Genomic DNA, 19,039 nt, shown 5'->3' on the forward strand with positions numbered 1-19,039 from the left:
TAGGTTCAGGGTAAAAGGTTCAGGGCGGTTGCTCAGTATTCAGGGTTAAAACGCTGTTTAAGATTGGCGAGCTTTTATCAGAGCTGAAAGCATTTTTGAAATTTGTTCGGCTTCTTCTTTAAAATTCATTCCGATTTGTTTGGGGATGTAACCAATTTTTATGCCAATGTAAAGTTGTGTGCGTAATTCACCAGCCGAGCCTCGAGCGTAATAAAAAAACTTGATAGCATCTTTGTTTGTGCCGCGTTCATATCCCTCTGCTATGTTGCTTGGGATAGAAAGAGCGCTACGAGTTATTTGATCTTTGAAGCTAAAGTCTCGACATTCATTAAGTTGTTGATAAATATCAACACACAATCTGCATGCTCTTTGCCAAACTTCAAGATCTTCAAAACGCATAGTTTGAGTTAAAAGACATTTTTAGTTAGCCAATCAGCTCCTTTTATCAATTCCTCTACCTGCTCTTTTGTAGGGTCTACATCTTTTTTGTGAGAGCACAAATTACGAAGGTCTGCCAAATAGCTGATTTTTCGCCAGGTGGGAGTATCGATGACTAACGCGGTTTTAAGTGGCTCATTCAAATCGGCAATGGTTGGGCTTTTCTTTCCAATCTTAATGCCATGAGAGTTTGCAACCTTTTGTAGGTGAGTTTCAATAATAACCCCGACAAGCGCACCGGCTGCCCTAGGGCTAATTTTTATTAGTAACTTTGCTGTAGCAATTTCATTATCTTGCAGTTCAGCGTAAAGCTCTCCTTCTATATTGCCCAAAATTGAATCGCATCGGTTCGTTATTGAGTTCAGAATTGCGAGCTGATTTGAAAAGCAATTTATAACTACTCCTCTGCGATTAAAATCGAAGTTACCATTCGGAATTATCATTTTCAAGTAATCTTGAATGACATATGTTCCGTACCCTAAAGACTTTCTTTTAGGATTTATTTCATAATAACTTCTGAATTCCTCGTAGCGGTCTGGAGCAAGCGAGTCCACTACCTTGAGTGCTTTTGTATACCAGTTTTGGTAGCCAAAATTAAATGAAGTCTCTTCGTTTTTTTCAAAAGCAGCGCCCAACAATAATCCTTCATCATAAAGAGCAGAAATCGAAGCAATGATTGCTTCCCGTTTATTCATGAGACCTCAACGCTGTTTTGAACCCTGTGCCTTGAATCTTGCACCTATTAAAAATACCCTTCCCGCTTCTTCTGTTCCATAGACCCGGCCTGATCATGGTCGATCAAGCGACCCTGACGCTCGGACGTGGTGGTCAGCAACATTTCCTGAATGATTTCCGGCAAGGTGGTTGCGGTCGATTCGACGGCGCCGGTCAGCGGGTAGCAGCCCAAGGTACGGAAGCGCACCATTTTCATTTCGACTTTGTCTTCGGGGCCGATCGGCATGCGGTCGTCGTCGACCATGATCAGCATGCCATCCTTGTTGACCACCGGACGCTCCTTGGCGAAGTACAGCGGCACGATGGGGATGTTTTCCAGATGGATGTATTGCCAGATATCCAATTCAGTCCAGTTGGACAGCGGGAATACCCGAATCGATTCACCCTTGTCGATCTTGCCGTTATAGATGTTCCAAAGCTCCGGGCGCTGGTTTTTTGGGTCCCAGCGGTGGTTCTTGTCGCGAAACGAGTAAACCCGCTCCTTGGCACGGGATTTTTCCTCGTCGCGGCGGGCGCCGCCGAACGCGGCGTCAAACTGGTATTTGTTCAAGGCCTGTTTCAGGGAGTCGGTTTTCATGACGTCGGTATGCTTCTTACTGCCGTGGGTGAACGGGCCGATGCCCTGGGCGACGCCTTCCTGATTGATATGGACGATCAGATCCCAGCCCAGATCTTTGGCCATGTTGTTCCGAAACTCGATCATTTCCCGGAATTTCCAGGTGGTATCGACGTGCAACAACGGAAACGGCGGTTTGCCGGGAAAGAAGGCTTTGCGGGTCAGATGCAGCATGACCGCCGAGTCCTTGCCGATGGAATAGAGCATGACGGGCTTTTCGAATTCCGCTGCCACTTCGCGGATGATGTGGATACTTTCGGCTTCGAGCTGTTTCAGGTGGGTCAGTTTATAATCGGTCATCAATTATCCGGGGCGCGCGGCCTGTTTGCATGCAAAGGTTAGTGCGCTATTTTAATGGCAAACCCCTATCGACGCCATCGGCAAAGCTTATGAGACAGTACCACGGCTTGGAAACTCTACGGGCAGCAATCTCCGGCCGGCCGACACTGGCAAAGTTGGCGGAATGCTTACTGGATGACCTGCGCGAATGCCGTTGCACGATATTCGGCAGCATTGGTGACGACGACCGCGTCGTGCTGGCCGAGCTGAGCTTGGAAGCCGATACGCTGCTTTACGAACACTTCGAACAACGCCTCGACTTGCAGATGGCCGGGCCGATTTTGCGCGACGATTGCGTGCCGCTGACCTTTCGTTTGGCCGGCGAGCGATTTGCAATCACCGGCCGCTGTTCGGCTTTACCGCACGTCTGCGGCCGGGATTTATATTTGAGCCGTTACAGCGGCCAAATTGGCGACATTGCCCGGCAACGTTTTCAAATTCCGCTGAAACAATTGCCGTAACAAATCAGTTCAAGCGTGACTTTTTGCCCAGCGCACGATGTCTTGGGCTGACATCGCCCCGGCCTGGCGGGCAATTTCGCGGCCGCCCTTGAACAAGATCAGCGTCGGGATGCTGCGGATCTGGTAATGCGCGCTCAACTCGACCTGGGCTTCGGTGTCGATTTTTCCCAGGCGCATCGTCGGTTCCAATAAGCCGGCCGCCTGGGCAAAGGCCGGCGCCATCATCCGGCAGGGCCCGCACCAAGCCGCCCAAAAATCCACCAGCAGCGGTATCTCGCTAGAACGCAGATGTTTGTCGAAATTGGCGGCGGTCAATTCCAGCGGATGGCCGGTAAACAGCGCTTGATGGCATTGGCCGCATTTTGGCTGCTGAGCCAGCCGCGCGGCAGGCAGGCGGTTGATGGCCGCGCAATGCGGGCAGGCTAAGTGAATCGATTCGCTCATATTTGGCCTCGGAATAGGGACGGCTAGCCTTCGCGGCGGCGAAGGGATTGCCGCTTAAACTTAGGGCGGTGCTGCTAAAAACAAGAGGCTGATCGAAATTATCGCCACAAACCGCCGATTCGCCAGCGCGGCGCCCGCCGTACCGGAGTTACGCGGTAACCCAGTAACGGTGCATAGTCCAGCCAGTGACTCGGCGCCGCCGGCATCAAGGCCTGTAGCCGACGAATCCGTTCTTCGGTCGGCGGATGGGTGCGCAGCCAGGACGGTTCCGGGTTGCCCCAACCGGGAAACAACACGGCCAGCCAGCCCTTGCTGGCTTGTTCGATATGGGCCAGCGCTTGCGCCAAACCCAGCGGGTCGCCGGTCAGCAAGGCCGCATTCAAATCGGCGTCGTATTCGCGAGTACGGGACAAGCCCAGTTGCGCCAGCAGAGCCAAGTGCGGCGAAAACAACAATAGCAGTATCGCCGGCCAGTTAAACTCGAATACGACGTCGGCAAGCAGCATGGCCGGAATACTTAGCAGTAGAAACAACTGTCCTAAACTCGCAAACACCGCAGTGATGCGGCTAACCGCATCAGCCAGACTCATCACCCGCAAATCGTTGTTGGCAATATGCGAGATTTCGTGGGCCAACACACCCGCCAGTTCTCGGGTCGATAGGCGCTGCAACAGGCTGTCGCTCAGCGCGATCGCCGATTGCTTGCGGCTGCCCACGGCAAAGGCGTTGATGACCGGACTGGGGAAGAAGTAAGGCGTCGGTGCGCTGGGCAGTTCGGCACGTTCGGCCAGCGTTTCCAGCATTTGCCAAAGTACCGGGGCTTCTTGCGGATAAATCGGCCGGGCCCGATAGAAACTCAAGGTCAGACGCCAAGCGGTGCTGGGTGTAATCAACAAACCGAAGCCGGCCGCCGCCAGGGCCATCCAGATACCGTCGTCGCCGAATAACAGACTGCCGGCCAGCGCGCAAATACCCAACAACGCGGCAACCAATAAAACGGTTTGCAGCCGATTCAGCCAGCGATGGCTGCGGCGAATAGCGCGATTCATGACTACTCCAAGCCGGCGCGGCGGAGACGACGCCGCAGGTCGTCGATTTCTTCCTGCATGTCGGCGACCAGCGCCGCCAATTCCGGTATCGCCTCGAACTGGCGCTCAATGGCGGCGATACGCTTTACCCGCAGCAGCGTGGCACTGGAGAAGCGCCACTCTTCGCCGTGTCGGCTTGGCGTCAGCAAGCCCTCCGCAACGTGGTGGCTGATCCATTCGTGGTCCACCGCGGCCAACGCGGCAAGCTGCCGTAACGTCAGGCCGTGCTCTTCAAGAATGGCGTCTATGGCGATGGCGGTCAACGATCCGGACATGGCTCAGCTCCCGTGTGCGGCGCGCGGATCGAAAGCCAATTCGCGCGCCATGGTTTGGTAAAGTTCTCTGGCTTTGGCGGTGTTGGCCGGCGGCAGCACCACGTGTATATCCAGCAGCAAATCGCCGGGCGTCGCGCTGGGGATGCCCTTACCGCGCACGCGCAATTGCTGGCCGCTCTGGGTGCCCTCCGGAATCCGCACTTTCAATCCGGTCTCGAACAAATTGACCGGCAACACCGCGCCGAGTGCCGCTTCCCATGGCGTCACCGCCAAAGTCATATGCAGATTGTTACCGTCGACGCGCAATTGCGGATGCGGATTGAAATGGACTTCCAGCAACAGGTCGCCGGACTTGCCGTTGCCCACGCCCGGCGAGCCCTGACCGGCCAGGCGAATGATCTGGCCTTCGTAGACGCCCCTGGGGATTTTGACGTTCAAGGTGCGGGTATTCAGTGTAACGTGGCCGCCGGCATCCATCGCCGGCACCCGCAGACTGATCTGACGGGTGGCGCCGCGGAAAGCATCCTCGATATCGAGCAACACTTTGGCATGATGATCCTCGCCCTGGGCATGAAAACTACCGGCGTGAGCTTCGAACGGACCGCCGCGGCCGCGCGCGCCCATGCGACCGAACAACTGGCTGAAAAAATCGCCGAAATCCGCCGTATCGCCGCTGGAAAACTCGAAGCCGGCGTCCCAGTTCGGCGGCGGATGAAACTCCTGGCCGGAACGGTAACCACGGCCGAGTTGATCGTAGGCCGCGCGTTTCTCGGTGTCGGACAAGACGGCATATGCCTCGTTAACTTCCTTCATCCGCGCTTCGGCATCCGGCTCTTTGGATATGTCCGGATGGTATTTACGGGCCAATTTACGGTAGGCCTTTTTGATATCCGCCAAAGCCGCATCGCGGCCGACGCCCAAAATCTGGTAATAATCTTTGTATTGCACGCCACGCCTCCAGTGACTGAAGCCGCCAAACTCAGCTGAGCCGGGTTCTTATAAACGATAGCGATCGGATGGACAATCGGCAAATGCAGACCACCCTCCTCCCGGCTCGATCATCGAGAAATGAAATGTCGGCCATTCGAATAAAAATCAAGAGCCTGGCTTGAAGCGCAAACGGCTTGAACCAATCGGATCAGCACCCATCTTACGCAGCAATTCTTTTATCGATTTGATAGAATGAAGGTTCCGGGGGTGACATGGCTTCGACGTGGGTAGCAAAACCTCAGGTGCATGCCGAGCACAGTACAGCTCGTAAAACCTACTGAAAACAAGTATTCGCAAACGACGAAAACTACTCAGTGGCCTTAGCAGCTTAAAACCTGCACCACTTCTCTGACCAGATGTACTTATGCGTCTGGAGTCCTTTCGGGGACGCTCAGGGATCATATTACATAAGATCGCGCCAGGGCTTAGTTCGGAGCCTGAAGCGCTAAATCCAATCGAAATCGCTGTTGATCCTCTTGGCCCGACGGGTAGTCAACAGTTAAATTAAAAGCGCGGGATAAGCATGTAGAGCTTGTGGCGGAGTGCTTGCGGACGGGGGTTCAATTCCCCCCACCTCCACCAAATACAAGGGCTCGGATAATCTCCGGGCCTTTTTTTTGCCTGAAATCCCCGCACCACTCGGGTTCCGGGCATCTGTGTTCAGGGGAATCGGCACTGATGCAACTAACTGGTAGATTTTCAACGCTCGTTGCCGGCTCTGCTTATACCTGCTGAGCGCGGACGCCACGAATCCTAAACCGTGGCTTATCGCCGAGGATGTCGCCCAGCACTTAGACGCGCTGGCGCGAACGCAAGGGATTACCGGCACGCAAAATTGGGCGACTTTGGAAATTTCAATTGTCTGAGGTCGATGAATGGGTGCGCGCGGGCGGCGCGAGTGAAAAGCAAGAGCCCGATTTACGGGAGAGCAATCGGCCATGGACAAATATCAACTCAGTGAGCGCGACATATGCACTAAGTTCATTACGCCTTCCATCGTACAGGCGGGTTGGCAACAGCATCAATTTCGCGAAGAAGTCAATCTCACCAATGGTCGCGTGATGGTGCGCGGCAAGCTGGCCGCGCGCATCAAAAACCCGGAAGTCAAAGGTGGACCTAAACGTGCCGATTACGTGCTGTATGCCAGACCAAACGTCCCAATCGCCGTCGTCGAAGCCAAACAGGCCAAGTTTTCGATTGGGCATGGCATGCAACAGGCCTTAGCCTATGCAGAAATGCTGGATGCACCGTTTGCCATCAGCAGCAACGGCGACGGTTTTCTGTTGCACGACCGCACCGGTCTCACCCAACCAGTGGAACGCGAACTGCAACTCAACGGTTTCCCCTCATTGGATGATCTGTGGCCCTTGTACCAGGAATGGAAAGGACTGGCCGCTCCCGAAGCAATCAAACTCGTTGAGCAGCCTTTCCATACTGACGGCAGCGGTAAGGAACCCCGCTATTACCAACGCGTGGCGATTAATCGTGCCATAGAGGCAGTCGCCAAAGGGCAGCAACGCGTGCTGCTGGTTATGGCCACCGGCACCGGCAAGACCTACACCGCGTTCCAGATTATCTGGCGACTGTGGAAAGCCAAATCCAAAAAGCGCATCCTGTTCCTGGCCGACCGCAATATCCTGGTTGACCAAACCATGCAGCAAGACTTTGCCCCGTTCGGCGAAGTGATGCACAAGGTCACCAATCGCGAAGTCAAGAAAAACTATGAAATCTACCTGGCACTTTATCAAGCAGTAACGGGCAAAGAAGAATGGAAGCAAATCTATCGCCAGTTTCCGGCCGACTTCTTTGATCTGGTCGTCATTGACGAATGCCACCGTGGCAGTGCCGCAGAAGACTCCGCGTGGCGCGAGGTGCTCGCCTACTTCAACACCGCCACGCACTTGGGTCTCACCGCCACGCCCAAAGAAACCAGAGACGTTAGTAATACCACCTATTTTGGCGATCCGGTTTACACCTACTCGCTAAAGCAGGGGATTGAAGACGGATTCCTCGCGCCGTACAAAGTCGTCCGTATAGCCACAGATGTCGATGCGGTTGGCTACACCCCGGAGAAAGGCAAGTCCGACAAACTCGGCCAAACCGTGGAACAGCGGCAATACAACACCAAGGACTTCGACCGCAATCTGGTGTTGGAAAAGCGAACCCAATTGGTCGCCAGCAAGGTATGGGAATATCTCAAGGCCACCGATCCATTGGCCAAGACCATAGTATTCTGCGACGATCAGGATCACGCAGAACGTATGCGCCAAGAGCTGGTCAAGATCATCCCGGCTGCCGCCAGCAATCGTCGTTATGTCATGCGTATTACCGGCGACGACAACGAAGGCAAAGCCCAGCTCTCTTACTTCATCGACAATGACGAGCTCTATCCTGTCATCGCCACCACGTCCAAACTGCTCACGACCGGCGTGGATGCCAAGACTTGCAAGTTGATCGTACTGGACCAAAACATCAACTCGATGACCGAGTTCAAGCAGATCATCGGCCGAGGCACCCGCCTGCGCGAGGACTACCAGAAGCTCTACTTCACCATCATGGACTTTAAAGGCGCAACCCGCTTGTTCGCTGACCCGGATTTCGATGGCGAACCGGTAGTGATCTACGAACCTAAACCTGACGAACCCGTGGTACCGCCGGAGCTGATCGAACCGCAGGGTATCAGCGATCCCGAACCGCCCCCCTATACCCCAACCCCAACGAGCGGTGACGATACAGAACCCGCCGACGTCGCTGGCGGCGTTATTAGCGCGGAAGGTCGGGTCAAGTACGTCATCGACGACGTGAACGTGCGCGTGGCGGTCGAACGCTCCCAGTATTTGGACGCCGACGGCAAGCTCATCACTGAGGACTACCGTGTTCTACTCAAGGAGGACATCAAAAAAGCACTGCAAGCCGAATTCGGTACCATGACCGACTTCCTGCGCCGCTGGAACGGTGCCGAACGCAAGCAGGCCGTACTCGAAGAGCTGGCCGAACACGGTGTACCGCTGGAAATCCTCCAGCAGGCGGTGGCCAACGGCAGTGAGCTGGATGTTTTTGACCTGGTGGCCCACGTCGCTTTCGACCAAAAACCGCTCACCCGTCGCGAGCGGGCCAACAACGTCAAGAAGCGCGATGTATTTGGCAAGTACGGCGAGCAGGCCCGCGCCGTGCTCGAAGCCCTGCTCGACAAATTCGCCGATCACGGCGTGCAAGACATTGAAGACGCCAAGGTGCTGGAATTGCCGCCCTTCGACCAGTTCGGCAGCAAAACCCAAATCCGCCGCGGTATCTTCGGCAGCGTGGAGCAATACAGCCAAGCCGTGCACGAGCTTGAACAAGCTCTCTACGACATTCCTTTACAAAAACAGGCGTAACCGAAGCGCCGGATTAGTAATACGACATACCGAATGAATCTGAGCAGCACCATCAAATCCATCCAGGACATCATGCGCAAGGACGACGGCGTCGACGGCGATGCCCAACGCCTCGGCCAGCTGACCTGGATGCTATTCCTTAAAGTATTCGACCAACGCGAAGAGGAATGGGAAGACGACAATGCCGACTATCAATCGCCCTTGCCAGAGCGCTTCCGCTGGCGGAATTGGGCAGCCTACAAAGCCGATCACGAAGGCAAGAAAAAACCGCAAATTGCCGCCAGCGATTTGATCGGCTTCGTCAACAACGAACTGTTCCCAGCGCTGAAAGACCAGATCGACGCCGACCGCAGTTCCCAGCATAAGGTCATCCGCGAAGTCTTCCGCGACGCCAACAACTATATGAAATCCGGCCCGCAGATGTTGGCCGTGATCGAGAAGCTGGAAGATGCCATCAACTTCCACGAGTTCACAACACGCTCGCAACTCGGAAAAGTGTACGAACAATTGCTCAACGACCTGCGTGGTGCAGGCAATGCAGGCGAGTTCTACACCCCGCGCGCCATTACAGAATTCATGGCGGATCGTGTCAACCCGCGTCTGGATAAACGCGAAACCGTGATGGACCCGGCTTGCGGTACCGGCGGCTTTTTGACCGCCGCCATTGACCATTTCCGAAATCAGCGCACCACCAAATCCGGCGCCGAAGACCAGCGCGCCATCGAAGCGCTGATCCACGGCATTGAAAAGAAGCAGTTACCCCACCTGCTGTGCACTACCAACATGCTGTTGCACGGCATCGACGTGCCCAGCCAGATTGAGCACAAAAACACCCTGGGCATCGGCTGGAACGAATGGAACGCCAACGACAAGGTCGATTGCATCATCACCAACCCGCCCTTTGGCGGTTACGAAGATGATGGCGTCGGCAGCGACTACCCCGCCGACCTGCGCACGCGGGAAACCGCCGACATGTTCATGGCGCTCATCATCAAGAAGCTGCTGAAAGAAAACGGCCGCGCCGCCGTGGTGCTGCCCGATGGCTTCCTGTTTGGCGATGGCATCAAAGGCACCTTGAAAAAACTGCTGTTACAAGAGTGCAAGCTGCATACGATTATTCGCCTGCCCAAAGGCGTATTTGCGCCCTACACCACCATCAAGACCAACCTGTTGTTCTTTACCAAAGGTGCCAGGGTGGATGATGGCAGCGAGCACTTCCATACCGACACCATCTGGTTCTACGAACACCCCTACCCGGCAGGCTACAAGAGCTATTCCAAGACCAAGCCGATCCGCTTGGAGGAATTCAAACCGGAACAAGAATGGTGGGGCAGCGAAGACAACAATTTTGCCGATCGAGCGGAAAATGAATTTGCCTGGAAGGTAGACTTTAAAACCAAGCGCGAACAAGCCGAAGCGGCCGCAAAGCCGCATTGGCAACGTGCCGAAGAATTGAACAACGCCGCTGCCAACCTGGAGAACGAAGCCGGCGATTTGCGCAAAAGCCTGGTCGGCACCACCGACACGGCCTACCGCGCAAAGATCGACACCCAAATTGCCGAGCTGCGCGCCAAGGCCGAACCGCTACGCCTGCAAGCCCGTGATGCCCAAGCCGCGGGCGACCGCCTCTACTGGCCGATCTTCAATCTCGACATCAAGAACCCCAACGCCCCGGAAGCAGAAACCCACGACCCGGACCTGCTGCTGGAGAAATACAAAAAGCTGCTGGGCGAAATCGAAGAAACCGAAAACCAGCTCAAGAGCGAACTGGCCGCCGCGCTGGCACATCATTTCACGAACCAGGAGGCGGCTGATGCCTGATATCGTACCGCTGCCGCCGGACTATGCCGACTGGCTTGCCGAGCTGAAAACACGCATTCACAGCGCCCAGCAACGTGCCACCCTGGCGGTCAACCGGGAACTGGTTCTGCTCTATTGGCAGATCGGGCGTGACATTCTGGCGCGCCAGGCACAGCAGGGCTGGGGGGCCAAGGTGATCGAGCGGCTGGCGCAGGACCTGCGCGCGGCCTTTCCGGACATGAAAGGCTTTTCCCCCCGCAACCTCAAGTACATGCGCGCCTTTGCCGAGGCCTGGCCGGATGCCGAATTTGTGCAAGCGGTGCTTGCACAATTGCCCTGGTACCACCAGTTGGCGCTGCTGGACAAACTGCCCGATGCAGAAGCCCGTTGTTGGTATGCGGCCAAGGCAATAGAACACAACTGGTCGCGCAATGTACTGGTGATGCACATTGAAACCCGCTTGCAAGCACGCAGCGGCGCGGCGCTGACCAACTTTCCGGCAAGCTTGCCCAAGCCCCTGTCCGACCTGGCGCGCGAATCGCTCAAAGATCCCTACCGCTTCGATTTTTTGGGCTTGACGGACGAGGCGCAGGAACGCGAAGTTGAACACGCTCTGGTCAAGCACGTCACCCGGTTTCTGCTGGAACTGGGTGCAGGCTTTGCCTTTGTCGGGCGGCAGGTGCTGCTGAATGTGGGGGGCGACGAGTTTTTCATCGACCTGTTGTTCTACCACCTGAAACTGCGCTGCTATGTGGTGATTGAACTCAAAGGCGGCAAATTCAAGCCCGAACATCTGGGGCAACTCGGCTTTTACCTCACCGCCGTGGACATGCAGATCAAGGCCGAGCAGGACAACCCCACCATTGGCCTGCTGCTATGCAAAAGCAAGAACAAAGTCGTCGCCGAATACGCGCTGCGCGACACCGCCCAACCCATGGGCGTAGCGGAATATCAACTGATCGAGTCGCTGCCCGCCGAACTGCAGACCAGCCTGCCCAGTATTGAGCAAATCGAGCAAGCCCTGGCTGACGAAGCGCGGGCATCCGAGGATGACCATGTGTAACCTACCTAAGACGCCGTTTACCGGCCGACCGCTGGCAGCCCCCCTCTTTGCCGAAGTGAAAGAAGGCGGGTACGCCGCCTGCAGAATGCCGATTGCCTCCGCTCTGAGGAGACAATCGGCACAGAGCCTCATGCGCTACAGCAGCATCCACGGCGCCGAATGTCTCAGCAGCCAGCCTCCCAGCGAGATGCTGCAAGCCAAACTGCATGAAGCCAACGCCCGCTCACGCGCCCGGCTGGAAAATCGTGAAGTCGGTCATTCCCGCGAAGGCGGGAATCCAGAACACGATGCCCAGCCAGACAACCCCAATGAGGAGCAAGTCTGATGGACGCGCAGCAGTTTTTGGCGGAGTTTGGGCATATTGCGAATGCGCCGGGGGGCGTGGCGCGGCTGCGGGAGCTAATAATCCAATTGGCCATTTCAGGGCGGCTTGTAGAGCGTATCGAATCAGAAATTACTGCTTCGCAGGCTATCGAAGCGGCCGCTGAGTTGCGTCGTGCCTATGAAGAAGAGCTTGATCTGCGAGCCACGCGGATGCACCCACCATTGCATTCGAAACCATTTTCGGTGCCCGATCATTGGCAATGGACTCGCCTAGAACAAATCTGCCTTTATATCCAACGAGGCAAAGGCCCTAAATATGTGGAGAAAAGCTCTACTCACGTTATCTCACAAAAATGCGTGCAGTGGTCTGGGTTTGATTTGTCATCCGCACGCTTTGTGGCGGACGATTCATTGGCTTCATACGGCAAAGAGCGCTTTCTTTGCGCAGGTGACTTGTTGTGGAATTCGACCGGAACCGGTACTGCCGGTCGTGTGGCAATTTATCAGCCTGATGAGAGTGTCACCGCCGTAGCAGATTCTCACGTTACCGTTGTGCGTCTCGCTAACTGTTCCCCGCGCTATCTGTGGTGTGTAATCGCTTCGCCTTGGGTACAGTCACGTATTGAGCCGTCACATTCTGATTCGCTGGTGTCTGGCACTACTCAGCAGGTGGAATTGAATACCAGCACAGCACGGGCGCTTCCGATTCCTCTTCCTCCAATCCAAGAACAATCCCGCATCGTCGCCAAAGTCGATGAACTGATGGCCTTGTGCGACAAGCTGGAAGCACAGCAGCAGGCCCGCCGCTTACTGCAAAACAAGCTGCGCCAGGCCACCCTGCAAGCCGTCGCCAGCGCCACCAGCCCGCACGAACTTCAAACCACCTGGGCACGCCTGGCCGACAACTTCGGACGGCTGTTTCATGCGCCGGAGGATGTGGTTGAGCTTCGCAGGCTGATATTGGATATGGCCATGCGCGGCCACTTAGTTCATCAAGACGCCATCGAAGAGCCTGCGGTGACTCTTTGCGCACATATCGAAACAAAGAAGCGTGAGCTCTCGCAAGTTAAGAAGCTCAAACTGCAGAAATCGCTCTCCAAAATAGGTGAGGATGAAATTCCATTCGATATACCTAAGGGGTGGGAGTGGATTCGACTTGGGCAAATTGCAGAGCTCATCAATGGAGACAGAGGTAAAAACTACCCTAACAAAGATGAATATGTATCCGTCGGTATACCTTGGATAAATACTGGTCATATTGAACCCGATGGCACACTGACCCGACATCACATGAATTTCATAAGTCGTGGGAAATTCGATAGCCTAAATAGCGGAAAAATTGAGCCCGGCGATCTCGTCTATTGCCTAAGAGGCGCAACTTTTGGGAAGACGGCATTCGTTACGCCGTATAAAGAAGGTGCAATTGCTTCTTCGTTGATGATTATTAGACCAATCATTTCTAACCTGAGTCGCTTTCTTTACTACTATCTGATCAGCCCATTGGGCAGAAATCAGATATCCCGTTTCGATAACGGCACTGCGCAGCCGAATCTCTCTGCAAATAGCGTGGGACTCTTTTCATATCCGCTTCCTCCACTTCAAGAGCAAAGCCGAATTGCGGACAAGATAGAACAACTAATGCGGGTTTGCGATGCGCTGGAGCTGCAGCTACGGCACTCAACCGAAGTCGCCGGTCGCCTTGCAATTGCCGCCATTTCCATCCTCACCGGCATCGCCATCGAACAAAAAGAGGAACCCATGAAAGCCCCGCAAACCGAATTGATCGCTCCGCTGCGTTTGGGCACTGCCCCCGACATCAAGACCCAGGCGCCGCTGGCTACCATTCTGGCCCGCCAAAACGGCGAAATGAGCGCCAAGGATTTGTGGCAGCGCTTCGGCGGCGAGATCGACGCTTTTTACGCGCAACTGAAAACCGAGGTGGCGCACGGCTGGATTCTGGAACCGGCGCCCGCCGAAATGCGCGAAAAGCCAACCGAAACGGTGAGCGCCTGACATGCAGCTACTGCGCATCCGTATCCCGGCCTTCCGCAACCTGCGCGATCTCGACATTGGCTTCGAGTCGCATTTGCCGCCTGCTGCCGGCGCGTCGGCGGATGCGCAGCCCAAACCCGTCCGCAGCCACGCGCTGATCGGCCAGAACGGCACCGGCAAGTCGAATCTGATCGAAGCGCTGATCACCATCTTCCGCGATGTCGATCTGGACCGCGAAGCGGCGTTCGATTACACGCTGGAATACACCATTCGCGGCCACACGGTACGCATCGAGGCGGATACCGCCAAACAGAAGCGGCCTTACGTGTGGGTGGACGGCAAGACCGAGTCGCAAGGCTATTTGCTGAAAAACCGCGAACTGCTGCCCGCCCACATATTTGCTTATTACTCGGGCCGCAACGAGCGCATCGAGGCCTTGTTTCAGGAGCATCAGCGCCGCTTCAACCAGCGTCAGGAAATCACCACCGACGAGGTGTTGTCCGAACAGCTGCTGGAAAACTTTACCGGCTCCGAAGCCGATATTCGCGCCGTCGAAGAAGCCAAACGCCGCCGCGAGTCGCGGCTGAAGCAAGCGGGCGACGACCGCCTGCGCCGCCTGTTCTATTGCCGGGGCGGCCATAGCCAGCTGGTGCTGCTGGCTTGCCTGCTGTCCGACGACCCGGTGTTTCAGAAGGTGCTGAAGAACCTGCATATCGAGTCGCTGGAATCCGCACTGTTTGTGTTGAAAGAACCGCACCGCCTGCGCGAAAAACGCCGCAGCGGCAAATTCGACGAACAGGAGCTGAACGAAGGCGATCCGCGTTTCTGGTATGCGCGCGGCAATGTGGTCAGCGAGTTCCTCGACAAGCTTTGGCAAGTGGCCTGGGCCCCGATTGAGCAGGAAGCCACCAAGCAGATCGACTTCCGTGGCCGCAGCGAGAAACAGAAACAGCTTTATCTATTTGTACCCAGCCAGGACAAGCTCAAGCAACTCGGCGAGCTGGTCGGCGGCACCGACAGCTTCTTCCGCTACGCCGAGGGCGCTTATATCGGCGACCTGATCGACGAAGTGCGGATCACCGTCAAGAAACGCGATGAGCACGGCGGCAAGGTGAGCTTCACCCAGCTTTCGGAAGGCGAGCTGCAAATGCTCACCGTGCTGGGCCTGATGCGCATCACCCGCGAAGACCACTGCCTGTTTTTGCTCGACGAACCCGACACCCACCTGAACCCGATCTGGAAGCTGCGCTACTTCGACGACATTGAAAGCGTACTGAGTCCGCGCGAAGGCACAGTGCTACAAGGCGAGTCGCAAATCCTGATAACCACCCACGACCCGATGATGGTGGGCAGCCTTAAGCGCGAGCAGGTACACATTTTGCGCCGCGATGGCGACAGAACCGTAGTGGATGTGCCGGATGAGCATCCGCAAGGCATGGGCGTGACCGGTTTACTGAAAAGTGAGTTATTCGGCCTGTCGTCCACGCTGGACATCGAAACCGAGCGCCGTTTGTTCCGTCGTAACGAGTTGTTCGTGAAATCGCCGCGCACACCCGAGGAAGATGCCGAGCTGAGCCGCCTGTCTGCCGAACTGGCCGATCTGGGTTTTTCCACAGCCGACTTCCGCGACCCGGATTACGCGCTGTTCGTGCGCAAGATGGCGCAACACCGCCGCTTTCGCAAACCCGTACTCACGCCCGAGGAGCTGGCCGAGCAGGATCGCATTGCCGATTCCATCATTGCCGAAATTCTGCATGAGGAGGATGGCCTGTGATCTGGATTGATCTGGCGCACAAGCGGCCCACCGATACCAACATCCCGAACTGGGAGCCGTGGAAGCAAGCGCAGTGGGATGCCTGGCTGGCGAAATCCGCCCAACTGGTGGCCGATCTGGCCGCTATGGATGCGGCGGGCAAGCGCGATGAGCGCAACGCACTGATTGACGCCAACAGCGCTCACTGGGGCGCCTTGAAAGAATGGCTGTTGGCCTTGTCGGCTGGCAAATGTTGGTTTTCAGAAGTGCGCGAGCTGTACTCACACTACGACGTGGAACACTTCCGCCCCAAGAAAGAAGCCAAGGCCCTGGATGCCAGCCTGCGCGATGGCTACTGGTGGCTGGCTTTCGATTACATGAATTTCCGCGTCTGCGGCAATGTCGGCAACCGCAAGAAAGGCGGTTGGTTTCCGCTCAAAGATGGCTCGCTGTGCTCCACACATGCCCAGCAATGCGAAGAATCCGAAACGCGCTACCTGCTTGACCCGATTGACGACGACGATGTGGCGCTGATCGCCTTCGATGAAGAAGGCAAGGTCATTCCGATGCCGGGTTCTTCGGCGTGGGAGCAGGAACGCGTCAACGAAACGGTAAAGCGGCTCAAACTCAATGATCATGCGCCGCTGGCAGAAGCCCGCCGCAAGGTGTGGCAGCAAGTGAACGGTTTGGTCGAAGATTTTATGAAGGCCAAAGCCCGATGCGGCAATGGCAATAACCCGGCGGCCAAGGCGAAGCTGAGCGAAATTCGGGCCCGCGTGCGCGAGATGACCAATCCAACAGCGGAACTGTCTGCGGTAGCGCGTTGGTGTTTGCTAATGCGTAACGATCCACAGCTTTCCCGATTAGTTGGGTAAGGCGCAGATACGGCCGAACTCCAAGCCCCCAACCCCGGCGAGTTTCTGCGCTACGAAACTGCAGTTGGCCGCAGCCGCGTCGAGTGCCGTTTCGCCGAAAATAGTGGCCCTCGCCGCCACGGATGCTGCAGCCCGACGGCCAACCGACGACACGACATGGCGGCGATGGCTACGCTCAGGCCGTAACAACGCCGATGAACGACTCGGAATAACCCAGCCGTTCGTTTATCGACATCCGCATCACGCGGCTTTTTTCCGATAGCCGGCCGCGCCCAATCCGAGTGCGCCGCTCAGGAACATCCAGACGGCGGCAGGCAGCGGGACTACCGTGGTTTGAAAACTGAAGGTGCCGATGCGGGCGTTGGCGGCTCTAGCGACTTCGGCGCCCAGATGATCGAAGCCCCAGCCATACCCCAAACTGCCGTTCAAGGTCAGAACATTGCCGGTTAACTGCGTTGTCACGTCGAACAATTCGAAAGCGACGGCGGAAAAACCGACTTGGTTATAGATTACCCACGCCGAACTTTCCGGCGTTTTTTGCTGCTCCGCCGGGTTATATGCCAGGATCATATCGGCCATTAAGACTCTGTTGGTCGGTGGATCGACATCGACTCGATAACGCATCCCGCCGGCCAAGCCGATGTTTCCGGTCGCGGTGGCGGCGATGTTATTGGGGTCGAAGCTAAAAGTCGTCGGGCTGTTGTGCCGATTGGTCGGATTGGGTGCGACGCTTGCGCCGTTCACGGTGAACTCAAGACCGATTGCGGAGATTTCGTTCGCCGCATAGTTCGTGAGATCGACCGGCGTGTTGGAGTCGCGCAACTGGGCAAATGTTTTCGAAGCCGCCGAAGCGTCGAAATACTCTTCTACATAAATCGACGGCGCCGGCGTGTTATCCAAGTCGATTCCGGCAGCGAACGCGTTCCGGTCCAGGTTGAGGATCAACGAACCGCCGGCCACGGTGGCCGCGTGCGCGGATGTCGCGAGCAGCGATGCGGCGATCGCGACAACGTTTAAAGATTTCATTTTGTTTCCTTGTTTTAGAGGTGATTTCAATACCGGCCCTAACTGAAAATCCCAGGCGCACCGCGCCATTGCTGGCGGAAGCGTTCAACGCTCGGCGCTATATCCGCGCCGGGATTGAACCGGTGTAACTGGCGGCTGGGATAAATTGGCTCGGCACCGCCGATATTGCCGGGCAAATCGGCGACGGTGCCGGCTGGCGGCTTAGGCGGACAATCTGATTTTTCCGCGCGCTGAACCCAATAGCCCCAACAATCCGCTGCCGAATAGCCAAACGGCGGCCGGCACCGGTACTGCCGATGGCGTCAGGCTGAAAGTGCCCAGCTTGACCGACTGGCTACCATTCAACAGCAAGTTCCAGGAAAAGGATTGAGCCGTGAAATACACGTCGCCGCTCAGCGATAACTCGCCGTTGGCGTTAACCGATTCCGAGGCATTGACCAAACGGAACAGTGCCGGTTGGCCAAAGCCGTTGCTGTAGGTAAAGATGTCCCATTGACCGGCGGTTTTTTTCAAAAAGAAATCGGCGGGATTGAGATAAGTGCCGCCAGCCGCCGGCTCCATCCGGAAAGCGCCGCTCAAGCCGATTTGACCGGCCGCGGTGTTGCCGGCGTCCATCGTCGTGGCTTGTTGCTTGCGAGCGGCCCCGTAGTTGATGGTCGAAGTATTGCTATTAACCGCCAACGACACGCTAAAGGTTCCGGTCTGGCTCAGCGCGACACCTCCGGTTGTATCCAGAGTGATCGGCGTGGCGTTATGGTTTTTATCCCAAAAATTAGCGATATACCAACCTTCGGCACCTGGTACAGCCGAAGTAAAGGCGGAATTGTCGATTGTTAAATTCGCCACGCCGCTAACAAGAGCCGCGTTGGCATCGGTTGTTGTCAACAGTCCGCCGAATAGACCGATTGCCAGAACGCCGGCCGAGGCCAATTTGTGGCTATGTTTTTTAAATAGATACATGGTTTTTCCTTGTAGATTGATCGATGGTTAAGTTATGCGGCGGGTTCCAAGTTTGTAAATCGACGCGGCCGACGCCGTGTCTATCGGCAAACCTTGCCCGCCGGTAACCCGGCCGTCTTGTTCCAAGACCCGTGGCTTTCCGGCTCCGCCTCGCGGCGGGTGTGGCGTTGCGCCGCAATCCTTGCGGCATCGCTGCTTCCGCGAACGATTACTGCCTGAGCTTCCAGCAATTCCTTCCAATAACTCGAGCTCCCGACGGTCTCTTCACAAAACGCAGGCGGAGTTGCGGCGTAGCGACGCTGCAACGGAAAGGCCGCGAAGGCAGATTAAAGTCGGGTTTTCGAATCAATTAGCGACGAGCAAACACTAGGCCAAATCTGATTCGCCTGGAATAACAAGGCTTGGCACGGCGAATCCGGCGCCGGTCCTCGAAAACTAAGTTATCTCACGCAATCGCCGCGTGAAATCCCGCGTCGCCGCCGG

At 56.1% G+C, this 19,039-nt stretch carries 17 protein-coding genes, 1 other RNA gene and 1 riboswitch; of the genes, 9 read left to right on the forward strand and 9 right to left on the reverse strand.

What is annotated here, in order from left to right:
- Positions 1-57 precede the first annotated feature (57 nt).
- Genes C2U68_RS17420 through cysD form a run of 3 tightly spaced genes read right to left on the reverse strand, consistent with a single transcriptional unit; the run spans position 58 to position 2,089 of the window.
- On the reverse strand, positions 58-399 hold the full coding sequence (locus C2U68_RS17420; protein ID WP_140913740.1) for a four helix bundle protein: 342 nt from the start codon (positions 397-399) through the stop codon (positions 58-60).
- A gap of 8 nt (positions 400-407) precedes the next feature.
- Entirely contained in the window at positions 408-1,133 is a 726-nt protein-coding gene (locus tag C2U68_RS17425) for a hypothetical protein (protein ID WP_140913741.1), read from the reverse strand.
- A gap of 47 nt (positions 1,134-1,180) precedes the next feature.
- Entirely contained in the window at positions 1,181-2,089 is a 909-nt protein-coding gene (cysD, locus tag C2U68_RS17430) for a sulfate adenylyltransferase subunit CysD (RefSeq protein WP_140913742.1), read from the reverse strand.
- 89 nt (positions 2,090-2,178) lie between these two features.
- On the opposite strand from cysD, the gene C2U68_RS17435 reads away from it, so the two are divergent.
- Entirely contained in the window at positions 2,179-2,589 is a 411-nt protein-coding gene (locus C2U68_RS17435; RefSeq protein ID WP_140913743.1) for a hypothetical protein, read from the forward strand.
- 9 nt (positions 2,590-2,598) lie between these two features.
- Here C2U68_RS17435 and trxC read toward each other — a convergent pair whose 3' ends face one another.
- The 4 genes from trxC to C2U68_RS17455 all read right to left on the reverse strand — a co-directional run bounded on the left by trxC (position 2,599) and on the right by C2U68_RS17455 (position 5,344).
- Entirely contained in the window at positions 2,599-3,033 is a 435-nt protein-coding gene (gene trxC, locus C2U68_RS17440; RefSeq protein ID WP_140913744.1) for a thioredoxin TrxC, read from the reverse strand.
- Positions 3,034-3,131: 98 nt separating this feature from the next.
- A complete protein-coding gene (locus C2U68_RS17445) occupies positions 3,132-4,082 on the reverse strand; it encodes a zinc metalloprotease HtpX (protein ID WP_140913745.1) in 951 nt (316 codons plus the stop codon).
- 2 nt (positions 4,083-4,084) lie between these two features.
- Positions 4,085-4,396, reverse strand: coding sequence for a chaperone modulator CbpM (locus C2U68_RS17450; RefSeq protein ID WP_140913746.1), 312 nt, complete (start codon positions 4,394-4,396; stop codon positions 4,085-4,087).
- 3 nt (positions 4,397-4,399) lie between these two features.
- Entirely contained in the window at positions 4,400-5,344 is a 945-nt protein-coding gene (locus C2U68_RS17455; protein WP_140913747.1) for a DnaJ C-terminal domain-containing protein, read from the reverse strand.
- Between the two features lie 245 nt (positions 5,345-5,589).
- On the opposite strand from C2U68_RS17455, the gene ssrA reads away from it, so the two are divergent.
- The 8 genes from ssrA (at position 5,590) to C2U68_RS17500 (ending at position 16,570) form a co-directional block, all read left to right on the forward strand.
- Positions 5,590-5,968: a transfer-messenger RNA gene (gene ssrA / locus C2U68_RS17460) on the forward strand.
- Between the two features lie 356 nt (positions 5,969-6,324).
- Complete coding sequence (hsdR, locus tag C2U68_RS17470) at positions 6,325-8,763, forward strand: EcoAI/FtnUII family type I restriction enzme subunit R (RefSeq protein ID WP_140913748.1); 2,439 nt, start codon at positions 6,325-6,327, stop codon at positions 8,761-8,763.
- A gap of 33 nt (positions 8,764-8,796) precedes the next feature.
- On the forward strand, positions 8,797-10,584 hold the full coding sequence (locus C2U68_RS17475) for an N-6 DNA methylase (protein WP_140913749.1): 1,788 nt from the start codon (positions 8,797-8,799) through the stop codon (positions 10,582-10,584).
- Positions 10,577-11,626: a YhcG family protein gene (locus C2U68_RS17480; protein ID WP_140913750.1), complete on the forward strand. Its 1,050-nt coding sequence runs from the start codon at positions 10,577-10,579 to the stop codon at positions 11,624-11,626. Before C2U68_RS17475 ends, C2U68_RS17480 begins: the two co-directional genes overlap by 8 nt.
- 130 nt (positions 11,627-11,756) lie before the next feature.
- On the forward strand, positions 11,757-11,951 hold the full coding sequence (locus tag C2U68_RS17485; RefSeq protein ID WP_140913751.1) for a hypothetical protein: 195 nt from the start codon (positions 11,757-11,759) through the stop codon (positions 11,949-11,951).
- Positions 11,951-13,963 carry a restriction endonuclease subunit S gene (locus C2U68_RS17490; RefSeq protein ID WP_140913752.1) on the forward strand — a complete coding sequence of 671 codons (2,013 nt, stop codon included), beginning with the start codon at positions 11,951-11,953 and terminating at the stop codon, positions 13,961-13,963. Before C2U68_RS17485 ends, C2U68_RS17490 begins: the two co-directional genes overlap by 1 nt.
- 1 nt (position 13,964) lies before the next feature.
- Entirely contained in the window at positions 13,965-15,716 is a 1,752-nt protein-coding gene (locus tag C2U68_RS17495; protein ID WP_140913753.1) for an AAA family ATPase, read from the forward strand.
- Positions 15,713-16,570: a hypothetical protein gene (locus C2U68_RS17500; protein ID WP_140913754.1), complete on the forward strand. Its 858-nt coding sequence runs from the start codon at positions 15,713-15,715 to the stop codon at positions 16,568-16,570. Before C2U68_RS17495 ends, C2U68_RS17500 begins: the two co-directional genes overlap by 4 nt.
- A 240-nt stretch (positions 16,571-16,810) precedes the next feature.
- On the opposite strand, the gene C2U68_RS17505 is transcribed toward C2U68_RS17500, so the two are convergent.
- Together C2U68_RS17505 and C2U68_RS17510 are read right to left on the reverse strand one after the other, a co-directional pair.
- Positions 16,811-17,596: a VPLPA-CTERM sorting domain-containing protein gene (locus C2U68_RS17505; RefSeq protein WP_140913755.1), complete on the reverse strand. Its 786-nt coding sequence runs from the start codon at positions 17,594-17,596 to the stop codon at positions 16,811-16,813.
- Between the two features lie 201 nt (positions 17,597-17,797).
- Entirely contained in the window at positions 17,798-18,556 is a 759-nt protein-coding gene (locus tag C2U68_RS17510) for a hypothetical protein (RefSeq protein WP_140913756.1), read from the reverse strand.
- A 99-nt stretch (positions 18,557-18,655) separates the two neighbouring features.
- Positions 18,656-18,732: riboswitch (cyclic di-GMP riboswitch) on the reverse strand.
- Positions 18,733-19,039 lie beyond the last annotated feature (307 nt).

Source organism: Methylomonas koyamae, from assembly GCF_006483455.1.
Taxonomy (GTDB): Bacteria; Pseudomonadota; Gammaproteobacteria; order Methylococcales; family Methylomonadaceae; genus Methylomonas; species Methylomonas koyamae_B.